The sequence below is a fragment of the Nostoc sp. UHCC 0302 genome, from assembly GCF_038096175.1.
Taxonomy (GTDB): domain Bacteria; phylum Cyanobacteriota; class Cyanobacteriia; order Cyanobacteriales; family Nostocaceae; genus UHCC-0302.
In genome coordinates, this window is record NZ_CP151099.1 from 4,271,218 (window position 1) to 4,284,661 (window position 13,444).

Sequence of the window (13,444 nt, forward strand, 5' to 3'; positions counted from 1 at the left end):
TCTGAATACGAATATTTGACAGTATTTTTGTATTTATTGCCAAATTTTTTCTAACTTCAAAATAAACCCATTCATAACATCTTCTCCTGATAAACTAGCAGGAGATTGTAGTATTTCAATATCTCTAGCAGAGCGATAAATTTCTACTTGCCGAGTCTCCAAATCAATTAACCAACCCAATTTAGCACCGTTGTCTCGGTACTCTTGCATTTTATTTTGTAGCCTTCTTAAACAATCAGTATGAGAACGCAACTCCGCTACAAAATCAGGACATACAGGCGGAAATCTCTCTTTTTGCTCCTGTGTGAGAGAATCCCATCTGTCACGTTTTAACCAAGATGCATTAGGAGAACGAACTGCTCCATTTGATAAAATAAACCCAACCGAAGAACCAAAAGCTATACCTAGTGACTCATCACGATTCCACACTCCAAGTTGAGCAGTTAAATTAGCATTGCGGTTGCTGGTTAAACCTCCCACTAGAGGCATTAGGAGCAATGCACCATCAGCATTACGCTCAAATCTGGTTAATTCATTTATCTGACATAACTCGAATAATTGCTCATCTGTTATTTGAAGAACAGGAGCAAAGTTGATAGTTAATGCATCCATAGAAAAATTTAAACTTGAATATTCCTATAAAATTTAAACTAATTTATTGCCGCCCTTTAATTGATGCTTTGATTTTCTTCCAAGTCAGCACATTATCTGAATTTGAATCATAGTCAGCAGTTCGATAATCAAGCTCTTGCTTTTGTGCATCTGTGAAATCAGGGTAAACTTGCTCTGCTGCGATGCTATCCCAAATTGCCTGCACAATACGGATTCTATCTTCAACACTAAGAGTTGCAATTTCGTTCAAAGTAGCTGTGATATCCATGCTGATTAACTTGGAGTGAGGAAGCAACTGGTACACATTAAATATAGCGGACAAGATTTTGTCCATCAAATCAAACGCTACATCTGCCTTGATGCCCAACAGAGTGATCGCTTTACAGAAAAACTCAAAAACAAAGCGATCGCCTATTGTGGAAGAGTGAGTGCGATCGCCTTGTAGAAAACCTCAAAAACTAAGCGATCACCTGTTGTCAAAGAGTGAGCGATCGCCTTGCAGAAAACCTCAAAAATTAAGCGATAATTTGTTGTAGAAGAGTGAGTGCGTTAGCGAAGCTCACCGTAGGTATCACCTTGCAGAAAACCTCAAAAATTAAGCGATAATTTGTTGTAGAAGAGTGAGTGCGTTAGCGAAGCTCACCGTAGGTATCGCCTTGCAGAAAACCTCAGAAACACGGTGATCACTTGTTGTGGAGGGGTGAGCGATCGCAATGGTTATTCTGATAAACAAGCAGATATCAAGTCTGTCTACGTTTATTTATAAAATAAAGAAACGCAGTCTGTCTGTGTATATTTGAATTAAAGTCCAGAGAAGTGGCAGTGTATATTTTATGTCTAATTATCAAGAAGTACTATTGCAAGCTCAAAGCTTAACTCCTGAAGAGCAAATACGCTTAATTGAAGAATTGTCAAGCTTAATTCGTCAACAGGTGACGATGATACCTAAGCAAAAGCATAGCATCCTCGAATTACGTGGATTAGGTAAAGAAATTTGGAATGGCATTGATGCTCAAGAATACATTAATCAGGAACGTGATTCATGGAATGGCTAGTCCAGCTACAGGGGCAAATTGTAGGTTTGGATACTGCTCCACTAATTTACTTTATTGAAGAAAATCCTAATTATTTGGATGTTACAGATGCTTTTTTTCAAGCGATGTTTCATGGTGATTTTAGCGTTGTAACATCAGCTTTGACTATCACGGAAGTGTTAGTCTATCCCTTGCGACAAGGAAACACAGCATTAGCTCAACAATATCGTGAAATTCTATTTAATTCCCAAGGTTTAACAGCTATCGAGGTTTTTCCCGACATCGCTGAAAATGCAGCACAATTAAGGGCAAATTATAACTTAAGAACCCCAGATGCTAAACAGAAAAGCTACTGCTATTCGTGGAGGTGCATCATTTTTCTTGACAAATGATGCGCGGTTGCCGTCTTTACCAGCGTTAACAGTGTTAGTGTTGGATCAACTGATAGTTTGAGTCTTTTTGTCTGTTGCGATCGCTGATTGTATGATGCCATTTTAGGCGTAGACGTGTAGCGGCTTGCCGTTAGACATTGCCTGCATGGAAAAGTGAGCGATGTCAACGATGGGCTATTCGGCCTCGCCTTGCAGAAAACCTCAAAAACAAAGCCTAGACCCGTAGCGGCTTGCTGTTTGTTAGACATCGCTTGTTGTGGAAGAGTGAGTGCAATGTCTACGACGGGCTACGCGTACGCTTTGTTTAGGCATTCAATTCTCAATTTTGCGAAGTTGCCAATACTATGACAACCCCAACCAACACCGCAAAGATTGCTCTAACAGTTCAGTATCAGCATCAGTTAACTTGCCGATCGCTTTTACAACTAAGCTTTTATGCACTGTGTATAAACCTCTCTTGACTGCTGTAGCCACGTTTAGCCCTGCTGCTGCCCATTCAGACAAGATAAACTCACCTTCTAGCAATGCTCCAGTTTTGCTCGTCAAGGGTGTAATTAGGATGTCTTGAGAAACGTGTGGCGCACTAACAACAACAGCAGGTCTAACTTTTGAACTGGACAAATCTGAAAAGGGATACTGAACCAAAATGATGTCATTTTTAGAGTAGTTCGGCATAGACATCATCCTCAGCGTTATCCCAAACTGATGAGAGTGATGTTTGACTGGTTTGAAGCCAAAATTCAGTTTCATCATCAGGAAGCAGCGTCACTAACACTCTTGTCCCTTCCGGTAATTCCTCTGACTCCAGCAATTCGATTTTTCCTTCCCGAACAGTAGCCCAAAGCGTTTTTAGCATATCTGTTTTATGAATAGTCATGCTTTAATTTTATGCTTCGATAGTTGATGAGGAGCGATGTCTACGACGGGCTACGCCTACGCCTTGTAGAAAACTTCAAAAACAAAGCGATCGCTCTTGTGGAAGCGTGAGTGCGATCACATTGTAGAAAACCTCAAAAACTAAGCGATCGCCTATTGTGGAAGAGTGAGTGCGATCGCTTTACAGAAAACCTCAAAAACTAAGCGATCACCTATTGTGGAAGAGTGAGTGCGATCGCCTTGCAGAAAACTTCAAAAACAAAGCGCTCGCCTGTTGTCTAAGAATGAGCGATCGCTTTGCAGAAAACCTCAAAAATAATGCGATCACACTTCGTATGTTAATCAATTCACCAGATATCTTCAAAATTAAGCAACCTCAAAAACAAGGCAATTGTCTGTTGGGGAAGAGCAAGAGCGATCGCCTTGCAGAAAAGTTCAAAAATAAAGCGTAGACGCGTAGCAGCTTGTCGTTAGACATCGCTTATTATGGAAGAGTGAGTGCGATTGCTCTATGTAGACACAATGCAGGGTTAGCTTGTGCGCTTCTCCCAACAAAGAGGCAACTCGAAATCATTTATCAACAATGGTTTATTGTAATCTCCAGTTCCAATAAATATTTTACTTGGTTGCCAAGTGTCTACCACTTTTTGCATAATCTTTGTAGGTTGTGTTCTAACACTTGGACGTTTTTTGACCTCAAGACGCTCGTCATAAAAATCGCCTGAGTAGTGAAGATATTTGCCTTGACACAGATGAAGATTGCTTTGGTATATTACTTCATCTCTAAAAGAAATGATGAGTGCCAATGATGATTGTTTTGGATTGATGTATATCGAACAAGTTGAGTCAGTAGACCAGTTTGGCTCTGTCATTTTTACAGCAATCCCTTCTTTAACTGTTCTACTAAATCCCTTACCACAACATGGACAACGTTCAACTGGAAGCGGCTCATTAATAATAGCTACTTTAATATTTTTTCCAAAATCATGAACTTCACGAATAATTTCTTCTGCCCAATACTCGTAATCACCCTCAAGAAGATGAAATATTCTCTCATACTCAATCTTCTCGTCAAACCACTGCATAACTAATTGAGCTGCATGGATATGTTCATAATTTCCATATGCGCTAATAGTAGCAATAATCTTTGGTTTATCTTGCCTAGCTTCTGTGACAAAGCTTTCCCAGGAACTTTTAAATTCTTTGATCTTCTCCCCACCTAATTCGGCATGCTTTACACGGTCATAGGCATCAGGTCTGTGATGCAAATCATGATCCTGAACACACAAAACAGCGAGATTATCGTCAACGGTATTAGAAGAATCTTCATCAATATGATGCAAATGAAGACCGACACTCCCTCTTTTACAGACACAACACCTATATAGATTCTTCGTAAGCAAACGTTCTCTTTGCTCTATTGAAGGATGCTTTCTTTTAGGCAACTGTAACCTCCACAACAAGTATTAAAGATTTGTTGACAGATGTACACTATTATATTTGCTAATTTGTTTTCTTCTTCTACATACAGTGAAAAGTTAGATTAATGCAGAAGGCACGGTATTACCCCGTGCCTCCTACCTTATTAGTTATGTATTAAACTTACTCAATCCCTTCAATCTGGTCTTCAACTTCTTGTACAACTCGCGCAGGCAATCTAAATTCTCCTCGCTAGTCTCCCAATAACCGCGTCCATTCACTTCCAATAAAGTTAATATAATTTTATTTCTTCTAAACCAATGTCATGACTTGCTCATATTCTTCTTTATGGCTTTGCAAAGCATCCCAAAGATCAACTTTTTGCTGAAGATTGAGCCAAAGTCTTGGGCCATTTCCTAAAGCTTTACCAAGACGTATTGCTATATCTACTGTAATTGCTCTTTGACCATTAATAATTTCCTGAATTGTTTGATTAGATACTCCTAAATTTTCTGCAAAATTTGCGGTATCAATATCTAAATAATCTAAAATATCTACAATTACTTCACCAGGATGTATTGGTCTTACTAATATATCATCAGTAATATCTTGCCAATTATCCATAATTAACCTTATCTCATTATTAAGGCAGGCATAAAGCCTGCCCATGTAATCCTAGTCTATCCCTTCAATCCGGTCTTCAACTTCTTGGTACAACTCGCGCAGACGATCTAAATTCTCCTCGCTAGTCTCCCAATAACCGCGTCCATTCACTTCCAACAAAGTTGATACAATCTTGCGGAAAGAATGGGGGTTGAGGTTCAGCAAGCGTTTCTGCATTTCTTCATCTTTAATGAAGGTTTCATTAGTATCCTCATAAATCCAGTTATCCACAGCGCCGGCTGTCGCACTCCAACCTGTTGTATTCACCAACCGCTTGGAGAGTTCGCGCACACCTTCGTAACCGTGAGACAGCATCCCCTCGTACCATTTGGGATTTAATAATTTGGTACGCGCATCTAAGCGCACGGTTTCTGATAATGTCCGTACTTGGGCGTTAGCTGTGGTTGTATCTGCAATATAAGATGCTGGTTTTTTACCATCACCCCGCAGACTTGCCACAAGCTTAGTGGGATCTGAATCAAAGTAATGAGAAACGTCCGTTAAGCTAATCTCGGAAGAATCCAAATTTTGGAAGGTTGCATCAGCAGTTTTCAATGTGCTTTCAAAAATCTGGCGGGATTCGTCCATCATTCCAGGGTTATCGGAATTGAAGGAGAAGGATTTCCGGTTGAGATACATTTCCTGCAACTCGGCTTCGCTATCCCAAGTGCTGTTTTCTACCGCCAAGTTGATATTTGACGAATAAGAACCAGAAGCATTGGAGAAAACGCGCGTCGCTGCTTGACGAAGATTAATCCCCATTTCTTCAGCTTGTTGCAAAGCGTGTTTGCGAACAAAGTTCATTTCTAAGGGTTCATCTGCCTCAGCTGCCATTTTCACGCCTTGATCTAGCAGGTTCATTTGGTTGATGAACAAGTCGCGGAATACACCAGAACAGTTGATTACCACATCAATTCTGGGGCGTCCCAACTCTTCTAAGGATATCAATTCCAACTTGTTCACCCGTCCCAAGGCATCGGGAACTGGACGCACGCCCACCATCCACATGATTTGCGCTAGGGATTCACCGTAAGTTTTGATGTTATCGGTTCCCCAGAGGACGCAGGCGATTGTTTCTGGCCATTTTCCATCGTTTTCTGCCTTGTTACGTGCCAAAAGCCTATCTACAACAATTTTGGCTGATTGTACTGCTGCTGTTGTAGGGATGGATTGCGGATCTAAAGCATGGATATTCTTACCAGTGGGCAATACATCCGGGTTGCGGATGGGATCACCACCAGGCCCAGGTAGGATGTACTCGCCTTCTAACCCTTTAAGTAATGCTCCCAGTTCGTTGTCAGCACAAACTTGCTGCAAGCAGAATTCTAAGTACTCAAACAGGGGTTTTAAAGCTGTGGTATCAACTTTGGGATAGCCTGCTTTATGCAATGCTTCTACCCAAGGTTCTTTTTTGCCCATGTTGAAGAAGTTGAGCCGAGAAACTAGAGAAACTCGCCCTTCGGCGTCAATTTGCTCTTGAACAAGGGCGGTAACTGCTGCACGGGTTGCCAAAGTAATATCTTGCAATAACTGGACATCTTGTAAAATGCCTCTGTCGTTACTTTGGTAAATATCGTCAATGTTGCGTCCAATGCTGTTAGCGATAATTCCGGGTAAGCCTTGAATGCCTTCTTCCTGACGATCTAGACTAGCAATGTTGACGAGAGTTGCGATCGCTTCTTCTGCACTTGGCGGTTTACCAATCACGTGCAATCCACAAGGCAACAACCGCGACTCGATTTCCATCAACTTGCGGTAGACGTTGCCAACAATATTATCCCGCTCTTCGGCAGACATTTCCTTGGCATCGGTTTCTGGCAGGTTAATATCCTTATCCAGATTCACAATCCGGCATTTATCCATAATGCTATTAACAATGGGAATGCCGCGTCCACTGTCTTTCAAGGTTTGGTAAGAAGCAATTAACTCGCTGAGTTCCTTCAAACCTTTATACAAACCAGCATTTTCTGCCGGCGGTGTCAAGTAGGAAATTGTTTCGGCATAACTCCGACGTTTGGCAATTGTCGCTTCACTCGGATTATTCGCTGCGTAGTAATACAGGTTAGGAATTGAGCCAATCAAGTTATCTGGATAACAATCACCAGACATCCCCATCTGTTTACCGGGCATGAATTCTAAGGAACCGTGAGTACCAAAGTGCAGCACGGCATCAGCTTTCCAAACTTGCTCTAGGTAAGTGTAGTAGGCAGCAAAACCGTGGTGAGGACTAGCTGAACGGGAGAACAACAGCCGCATCGGGTCACCTTCGTAACCAAATGTTGGTTGCACACCGATGAAAACGTTACCAAATTGCTTACCATAAATCAGCAAGTTCTGCCCGTCGCTGTTGAGATGTCCAGGAGGTGGCCCCCAGTTTTCTTCTAAACGTTGAGAATATGGGGTCAGCGCCTCATACTCAGGAACCGACATTTTGTAAGCAATGTTGAGTTCTGGGCTGTTGTACTGCGCTTGGGCGTCATGGATGACTTCTTGCATCAACGCTTCGGCTGATTCTGGCAATTCTGGTAAGTCGTAACCGTTATTTTTAAGGGCTTTCATCACCTCGTAAATTGAGCCGAATACATCCAAGTAAGCGGCGGTTCCGACGTTGCCTTTATCTGGCGGGAAGCTGAAAACGGTGATGGCGACTTTTTTATCAAGCTTCGGCTTGCGGCGGAGGTTAGCCCATCTTAAGGCGCGTTCGGCTACCGCTTCAACCCGATCGCGTAGTGCGATCGCTTTACCGGTTGTGCCATCTCTCCCTGATAAAATTATTGGCTCAATTGCCCCATCCAATTCCGGAATTGCAATTTGCAAAGCGACTTGAATCGGATGTAACCCTAAATCACTATCCATCCACTCTTCTGTGGTTTGGAAAATTAAGGGCAACGCTACCATGTAAGGACGATTTAGGCGTTTGAGTGAATCAATTGCTTTGGGATGATCTTGTCTGGCGGGGCCACCCACCAAGGCAAAACCAGTCAACGATATAACTGCATCTACCAACGGCGTGTTAGTCGTCGGTTCATAGAAGTAAGCATCCACAGGCTTGGAAAAGTCCAAACCACCAGCAAAAACAGGAATTACTCTTGCCCCTAGTGCTTCCAACTCCTGCACCATTGCCACATAATGGGCATCATCGCCGGTAACTAGGTGAGTGCGTTGTAATACTAACCCCACACAGGGAGCTAAAGGATCTTTGAGATCGCTAGAGATATCTTTACGAGCTGTATACCAGTTGAGGTATTCTCTTACATCCTCAAACATACTGGCAGCTAATGGATGCCAAATCCCCAAATCGGGATAAACCACCGGCTGTTGATATGTGGAAGGTGCAAAATTTTGTTTCTCTAAGCCTTTAAATATGTATTTATCAGCTAGCATCAGCAAGAAGTTTTCCAGATTTTCTGGAGAACCTCCTAGCCAATACTGAAAGCTGAGCATGAAATTTCGGGCATCCTGTGCCTTGTCCATTGGTAGGAACTTCAGCACTTGCGGCAATGTTCGCAAAAGCTTCAGCATCCCATCTTGGAATCCTGCACCGGATTTTTCTTTACGTTTCCGCATGAATTGGGCGATCGCACTCTTGGACTGTCCCAACTGTGCCAAGGAAAAACTGCCCATTTTGTTCAGGCGCATTACCTCTGGCATGGAAGGAAAGACCACGGCAACATCTAAGCGATCGCGGTGTGGTTCGACTGCTGTTACTACTTTCTGTGCTAAGTCTTCGATAAAAATCAGAGAGGCGATGAAGATGTTGGCACTCTCCATATCCCGTTTGAACTCCTCGTAGTTCTCTGGGTCGCGGAGTTCTTCAATCAAGTAGCCGCTGATTTCAATCGCCAGGTTGGGATTGTTCGAGTTAATCGTGCGAACCGCTTGCGACAATGCACTCTGGTACTGAGACTCAAGCACGACATAGACCACCTTAATTAAATTACGTCCGCGCAGGTTATCAGGCGCAATATGTCTAATGGTGGACTTGACGTGGGTGAACATGCTGTCTTAGGCTCCTTTGATCCGTGTTCTCTGGGGGAAGTTATTAGCGGCTCAACCGCCACTGCTGACTTCTTCTCTGAAAATATTCGGCAATAAGAGTTTTTTATCAGAAAACGCTTACACAGTGAGGATTTTATCCTCTTTCTGACACAAATCGATATATAAAATGAAATATTTTTTAACTTATATTGACAAGTAATCATAGTGATTACTCCAGTTTATGTAACGAAAAATTAATATTTGGGGAATGGGGACTAGGGACTGGGGGCTGGGGATTCGGGACTGGGGAACTAATTAGTTTTCACCAGTGACAAATGACAAATGACCAAGGACTAGGGGCTGGGGATTGGGGACTGGGGATTCAGGACTGGGGAACTAATTAGTTTTCACCAATGACAAATGACCAATGACAAATGACAAATGACAAAATTTGATATTTTGATTCTCTCGAATGGGCCTGGAGAGGTTACGACATGGGTGCGTCCAGTTGTTAAGGCATTGCGGCAACAGTTGGGTGATGACCGTTCTGTGGTAAGAATTTCTGTAGTATTATCTCCTTGTCCAAATGCTAGTGGCAAAGAAGTTGCGATCGCTCAGTCTTATCCAGAAGTAGACAGGGTTCAGGGAGCAGAGCATTTTTGGCAATTTTTGCTTCGGGGAAAAACATTTGAAAATTGGGACTGGAGAAGTCGCGGTGTAGTAATTTTCCTTGGTGGTGACCAAATTTTCCCTGTAGTCATTGGCAAAAAACTAGGGTATTGCACAATTGTTTACGCCGAATGGGAAGCACGTTGGCATAAATGGATTGACCGCTTTGCAGTAATGAAGCCTGAAGTCGCTGCCCGTGTTCCGCAGAAATATGCCCACAAATTGACTATTGTGGGAGATTTGATGCTAGAAGCACGCGACGAACTTTTTACTTGTGCAGACGCGATTAATCGCGTTTCTACTGAACTTATTGGTATTTTGCCTGGATCGAAAGCGGCAAAATTAACGCAAGGAGTACCCCTAAATTTAGCTATTGCTGAATTTATTCACGCAAAAAGACCTCAAACAAAATTTGCGATTCCTGTCGCCCCGACTTTAGATTTACAAACTCTAGCTAGTTTTGCTGATCCCCAAAAAAACCCTTTTGTCAATATCTTTGGTAGTTCGCCAGCAGTCTTAATCGAATCAGAGTATTCCGTCCTTAAAACAGCAACGGGCTTAACTGTAGAGCTATGGCAAGAGACTCCTGCTTATGGTTTATTATCCCAATGTTGCATTTGCCTGACTACAGTAGGAGCGAACACTGCTGAACTCGGTGCTTTAGCTGTGCCAATGGTTGTATTACTCCCAACACAACAACTCGATGCCATGCGTTCTTGGGATGGTTTACCTGGGTTACTGGCAAATTTGCCAGGTGTAGGTACTACCTTTGCCAAAATGATTAATTGGTTTTTTTTAAGACGTAAAGGTTTATTAGCATGGCCGAATATCTGGGCAAAAGAAGAGATTGTGCCAGAACTTGTAGGCAAACTCCAGCCGCAAGAAGTGGCGGAAATAGTTTTGGACTTTTTAGCTAATCCAGAAAAACTGGAGGAGATGCGAACCAAGTTACGCAGCGTTCGTGGTGAAGGTGGAGCCGCGCAAAAGATAGCACAGATTGTGTGCGAGGAAATCGGAAAGTGGGAGAGTGGGAGAGTAGGGGAGAAATAAATGCCCAATACCCCATACCCAATAACTAATCTGAAGATTGCCCATCTCGTCGCCCCAGTTCATAAATACCAGAACCAATAGAGGCAAGTATGCCAGTGCTGACTGCCCAGCCGCGACCTAAACTAATTTCTATACCCCAGTTACAGAAAGCGCCAATTATCAAGAAAGGCACAATGCTAAATAATGAGGCGTAGAAAGCATTTTGCGATTCTCTAGCTCGACGAGTCTTTTCAAATTCTGATTGGCTGGTGTAAAGCGATCGCTCCGCAAAATTAAACCAGCGGTTTAGTTGCTCAATTACCCATTCACTGGCTGGGGAAAAAGCTAGATATATTGCCAAAGACCACAAACTCGCTCCAGCGATCGCGATCGTGTCTAACTCAACGCGGAAAGGTAAAATTTCAGTTAGCATGGCTTGGGTGCGTCCTGCAAATAGTCAACTTGACTTTTTTATCAATGCTCAATTGACCTTTTCAGCAATTTTTAGCATAAAAAATAGCAACATTTTGACAGTTTAGCAACTATCACTTGGGTAAACTTACTTCATTTGACTAACGAAATTAGTTCGTAAATGTATTATTTTGACATTTTTTTGTAGATTAAATGCATATTATTTTCTACTTAGTATCAGGTAACACTAGTTAAATATATTTACTACTTCTATTATTTATGACTACTATTCTGTCAAGTTTGATTTGAAACATTAGTAGTTGTGCTTTAGCGCTAAAACGCAACAATTTTTGTTGACAGTCAAATTATTTCTTATAATAGTTTTAAATTTATAGCAGAGATTTAAAACTATCTTTTCCGGAAAAAATAAAACATTTTATGCATATTTATATTAATGGTTTGAGGAATCAAAAGAATGATTAAAGAGCAAAAAAATATAATCATTTGCGGAGCCACTCTATTAATATTAGGATTTGGTGTTGTAAATTTAATTCCTCTATCGCCTAAACCAAGAATAATTAGAGCTAAAGAAGTGCAGCCAGAGAAAGCAAATGTTGGTGATAGTAAGTTAGCAAATTATTCATCACCTAAGCCAGAAAGTATTAAAGCTAAAGAAGTGCAGCAAAAAAAGGTAGTGGAGGTTAACAGTTGGATAGCAGCTTCATCGCCTAAGCCAGAACCTACTAAAGTTAAAAAAGCGCGACCAAAAAAAGCAGCGAGAACTAATAGCTGGTTAGCAGCATCTTTCCCTGTAGAAAACTTTCAATCTTATACATCTGGCTTTGGCTATCGTGTGTCTGCTACTGGTGGGGTGAATTGGGAATTTCATGGTGGCTTAGACATGGCTGCTCCACAAGGTAGTTACATTCGCAACTGGTGGGCTGGTACAGTAGTTAAAGTTAGCGATCGCGACGCCTGCGGCACTTATATAGTAATTAAATCAGGAGAATGGCAGCACACTTATTGCCATATGGAAGGATATGTTGAAACCACAGAAAATGGTCGCTATCTGATTGATAGTGCAGGTGGAATTCAAATTTGGGAAGGTCAGCAAATACCTACTGGAGCCAGAATTGGCAGAGTAGGGATGACTGGACGTACCACTGGGCCACATCTCCACTGGGGACTTAAGTATGCTAATAACTATGTAGATCCTGCACTCGTTTTACGGGAAATGTTTTCTCAGCAGCAACTTGCCAGAAGCGGAACAGCAAGAGTTAATTCGCAACAGTCACAAGTAATAATTAAAGAATCAAAATCTACTCGTGATTCTGGTTACTAATTAGGTTAAGTAATATTTATGCCTATCTACTTATTAGTAATATAATTTCAAAATATTTCTGAATTTTGACAAAATTATGCTTAAAAGCCCACTTCGTTATCCTGGTGGTAAATCAAAAGCAATAACTCAAATAGCTGAATACTTACCCGAGAGTTTTTCAGAATTTCGAGAACCTTTTGTGGGTGGTGGCTCTGTATTTATTTATTTAAAGCAAAAATTTCCTGATTTGAAGATTTGGATTAACGATTTAAATCGTGAGCTATTTCTATTCTGGAAGTTTGCTCAATCTGATTTAGTTCGGCTAGTTTCAGAAATTCGCAGCATTAAATATAAATATACTGATGGCAAATTACTATTTTCAGAATTGACAAGTGTGGATATAAACAGTTTATCTGATTTTGAAAGAGCAGTTCGCTTTTTTGTTCTCAATAGAATTACATTTTCTGGAACAGTAGAATCAGGTGGTTTTTCAAATGAAGCTTTTCATAAACGATTTACTGATACATCAATAGACCGTTTAGAAAAGTTAGAATATATTTTGTCGGGAAATATCAAAATCACTAATTTAGATTACAGTCATCTACTAAATACAGATGCAAAAGATGTATTTATATTTTTAGACCCACCATATTTTAGTGCAACTAAATCAAAACTATATGGCAGAAATGGCGATTTACATACATATTTTGACCATCAGAGATTTCCTGAACTTTTAAAGCACTGTGATCATCTTTGGCTAATTACTTACGACAACTCGCCGCAAATTAGAGAAAATTTTAAATTGGTCAATATTTCAGAGTGGGAATTGCAGTATGGCATGAATAACTATAAGCAGAATAGTGCTGCAAAAGGAAAAGAACTATTTATTGCTAACTATGAAATTAAACGAGATTTAGATAAAAAATTAAACGATCAGTACGTTGCTAGCCCAATCCAGTTGAGCCTTGATGTTTTAACCTAAACTTTGCTGTTACTTTGCATTTTTCGGTAGGATAGCTCGCATACCCTTCAACTGAGCT

The 13,444-nt window shown here is 41.2% G+C and carries 16 protein-coding genes; 7 read left to right on the top strand and 9 right to left on the bottom strand.

The genetic code is table 11. The features are described from left to right. Nucleotides 1-33 precede the first annotated feature (33 nt). Together WKK05_RS18475 and WKK05_RS18480 are read right to left on the bottom strand one after the other, a co-directional pair. A complete protein-coding gene (locus tag WKK05_RS18475; RefSeq protein WP_341524569.1) occupies nucleotides 34-612 on the bottom strand; it encodes a Uma2 family endonuclease in 579 nt (192 codons plus the stop codon). 43 nt (nucleotides 613-655) lie between these two features. Beyond that, entirely contained in the window at nucleotides 656-880 is a 225-nt protein-coding gene (locus WKK05_RS18480; protein WP_341524570.1) for an addiction module protein, read from the bottom strand. A 15-nt stretch (nucleotides 881-895) separates the two neighbouring features. Here WKK05_RS18480 and WKK05_RS18485 point away from each other — a divergent pair, with 15 nt between their 5' ends. The 3 genes from WKK05_RS18485 to WKK05_RS18495 all read left to right on the top strand — a co-directional run bounded on the left by WKK05_RS18485 (nucleotide 896) and on the right by WKK05_RS18495 (nucleotide 2,038). Continuing rightward, on the top strand, nucleotides 896-1,057 hold the full coding sequence (locus WKK05_RS18485) for a hypothetical protein (protein ID WP_341524571.1): 162 nt from the start codon (nucleotides 896-898) through the stop codon (nucleotides 1,055-1,057). A 388-nt stretch (nucleotides 1,058-1,445) separates the two neighbouring features. Continuing rightward, entirely contained in the window at nucleotides 1,446-1,667 is a 222-nt protein-coding gene (locus WKK05_RS18490; protein WP_179063863.1) for a hypothetical protein, read from the top strand. Beyond that, nucleotides 1,655-2,038 carry a PIN domain-containing protein gene (locus tag WKK05_RS18495; protein WP_341524572.1) on the top strand — a complete coding sequence of 128 codons (384 nt, stop codon included), beginning with the start codon at nucleotides 1,655-1,657 and terminating at the stop codon, nucleotides 2,036-2,038. The genes WKK05_RS18490 and WKK05_RS18495 overlap by 13 nt, the downstream gene beginning before the upstream one ends. Here the strand turns inward: WKK05_RS18495 and WKK05_RS18500 are convergent. The 3 genes from WKK05_RS18500 to WKK05_RS18510 all read right to left on the bottom strand — a co-directional run bounded on the left by WKK05_RS18500 (nucleotide 2,002) and on the right by WKK05_RS18510 (nucleotide 2,915). Further along, on the bottom strand, nucleotides 2,002-2,286 hold the full coding sequence (locus WKK05_RS18500; protein WP_341524573.1) for a hypothetical protein: 285 nt from the start codon (nucleotides 2,284-2,286) through the stop codon (nucleotides 2,002-2,004). The genes WKK05_RS18495 and WKK05_RS18500 overlap by 37 nt on opposite strands. A gap of 94 nt (nucleotides 2,287-2,380) precedes the next feature. Further along, nucleotides 2,381-2,713, bottom strand: a complete 333-nt coding sequence (locus tag WKK05_RS18505) for a type II toxin-antitoxin system PemK/MazF family toxin (protein WP_341524574.1) — start codon at nucleotides 2,711-2,713, stop codon at nucleotides 2,381-2,383. Further along, nucleotides 2,697-2,915, bottom strand: coding sequence for a hypothetical protein (locus tag WKK05_RS18510; protein ID WP_242054986.1), 219 nt, complete (start codon nucleotides 2,913-2,915; stop codon nucleotides 2,697-2,699). Before WKK05_RS18510 ends, WKK05_RS18505 begins: the two co-directional genes overlap by 17 nt. A gap of 169 nt (nucleotides 2,916-3,084) precedes the next feature. Between WKK05_RS18510 and WKK05_RS18515 the strand changes: the two genes are divergently transcribed. Further along, nucleotides 3,085-3,366: a hypothetical protein gene (locus tag WKK05_RS18515; RefSeq protein WP_341524575.1), complete on the top strand. Its 282-nt coding sequence runs from the start codon at nucleotides 3,085-3,087 to the stop codon at nucleotides 3,364-3,366. Nucleotides 3,367-3,444: 78 nt separating this feature from the next. Here the strand turns inward: WKK05_RS18515 and WKK05_RS18520 are convergent, their stop codons facing one another. The 3 genes from WKK05_RS18520 to WKK05_RS18530 form a co-directional block, all read right to left on the bottom strand. After that, nucleotides 3,445-4,359: an HNH endonuclease signature motif containing protein gene (locus WKK05_RS18520; RefSeq protein ID WP_341524576.1), complete on the bottom strand. Its 915-nt coding sequence runs from the start codon at nucleotides 4,357-4,359 to the stop codon at nucleotides 3,445-3,447. Between the two features lie 286 nt (nucleotides 4,360-4,645). Beyond that, nucleotides 4,646-4,957 carry a HigA family addiction module antitoxin gene (locus WKK05_RS18525; protein ID WP_341524577.1) on the bottom strand — a complete coding sequence of 104 codons (312 nt, stop codon included), beginning with the start codon at nucleotides 4,955-4,957 and terminating at the stop codon, nucleotides 4,646-4,648. A 51-nt stretch (nucleotides 4,958-5,008) separates the two neighbouring features. Continuing rightward, nucleotides 5,009-8,995, bottom strand: coding sequence for a magnesium chelatase subunit H (locus WKK05_RS18530; RefSeq protein WP_341524578.1), 3,987 nt, complete (start codon nucleotides 8,993-8,995; stop codon nucleotides 5,009-5,011). A 420-nt stretch (nucleotides 8,996-9,415) separates the two neighbouring features. Here WKK05_RS18530 and WKK05_RS18535 point away from each other — a divergent pair, with 420 nt between their 5' ends. Continuing rightward, nucleotides 9,416-10,693: a lipid-A-disaccharide synthase gene (locus WKK05_RS18535; protein WP_341524579.1), complete on the top strand. Its 1,278-nt coding sequence runs from the start codon at nucleotides 9,416-9,418 to the stop codon at nucleotides 10,691-10,693. A gap of 25 nt (nucleotides 10,694-10,718) precedes the next feature. Here WKK05_RS18535 and WKK05_RS18540 read toward each other — a convergent pair whose 3' ends face one another. After that, complete coding sequence (locus WKK05_RS18540) at nucleotides 10,719-11,105, bottom strand: hypothetical protein (RefSeq protein WP_341524580.1); 387 nt, start codon at nucleotides 11,103-11,105, stop codon at nucleotides 10,719-10,721. A 672-nt stretch (nucleotides 11,106-11,777) separates the two neighbouring features. On the opposite strand from WKK05_RS18540, the gene WKK05_RS18545 reads away from it, so the two are divergent. Beyond that, the gene (locus WKK05_RS18545) at nucleotides 11,778-12,425 is read left to right on the top strand and encodes a M23 family metallopeptidase (protein ID WP_341531120.1); all 648 of its coding nucleotides are present in this window, start codon (nucleotides 11,778-11,780) and stop codon (nucleotides 12,423-12,425) included. Nucleotides 12,426-12,501: 76 nt separating this feature from the next. Beyond that, entirely contained in the window at nucleotides 12,502-13,386 is an 885-nt protein-coding gene (locus WKK05_RS18550) for a DNA adenine methylase (RefSeq protein ID WP_341524581.1), read from the top strand. Nucleotides 13,387-13,444 lie beyond the last annotated feature (58 nt).

What these genes read in the sequence shown, in the direction of transcription:
- WKK05_RS18505 (WP_341524574.1), bottom strand. Translation starts at nt 2,713, where the DNA reads ATGCCGAACTACTCTAAAAATGACATCATTTTGGTTCAGTATCCCTTT.
- WKK05_RS18490 (WP_179063863.1), top strand. Translation starts at nt 1,446, where the DNA reads ATGTCTAATTATCAAGAAGTACTATTGCAAGCTCAAAGCTTAACTCCT.
- WKK05_RS18510 (WP_242054986.1), bottom strand. Translation starts at nt 2,915, where the DNA reads ATGACTATTCATAAAACAGATATGCTAAAAACGCTTTGGGCTACTGTT.
- WKK05_RS18550 (WP_341524581.1), top strand. Translation starts at nt 12,502, where the DNA reads ATGCTTAAAAGCCCACTTCGTTATCCTGGTGGTAAATCAAAAGCAATA.
- WKK05_RS18525 (WP_341524577.1), bottom strand. Translation starts at nt 4,957, where the DNA reads ATGGATAATTGGCAAGATATTACTGATGATATATTAGTAAGACCAATA.
- WKK05_RS18480 (WP_341524570.1), bottom strand. Translation starts at nt 880, where the DNA reads ATGGATATCACAGCTACTTTGAACGAAATTGCAACTCTTAGTGTTGAA.
- WKK05_RS18475 (WP_341524569.1), bottom strand. Translation starts at nt 612, where the DNA reads ATGGATGCATTAACTATCAACTTTGCTCCTGTTCTTCAAATAACAGAT.
- WKK05_RS18540 (WP_341524580.1), bottom strand. Translation starts at nt 11,105, where the DNA reads ATGCTAACTGAAATTTTACCTTTCCGCGTTGAGTTAGACACGATCGCG.
- WKK05_RS18535 (WP_341524579.1), top strand. Translation starts at nt 9,416, where the DNA reads ATGACAAAATTTGATATTTTGATTCTCTCGAATGGGCCTGGAGAGGTT.
- WKK05_RS18500 (WP_341524573.1), bottom strand. Translation starts at nt 2,286, where the DNA reads ATGTCTAACAAACAGCAAGCCGCTACGGGTCTAGGCTTTGTTTTTGAG.
- WKK05_RS18495 (WP_341524572.1), top strand. Translation starts at nt 1,655, where the DNA reads ATGGAATGGCTAGTCCAGCTACAGGGGCAAATTGTAGGTTTGGATACT.
- WKK05_RS18530 (WP_341524578.1), bottom strand. Translation starts at nt 8,995, where the DNA reads ATGTTCACCCACGTCAAGTCCACCATTAGACATATTGCGCCTGATAAC.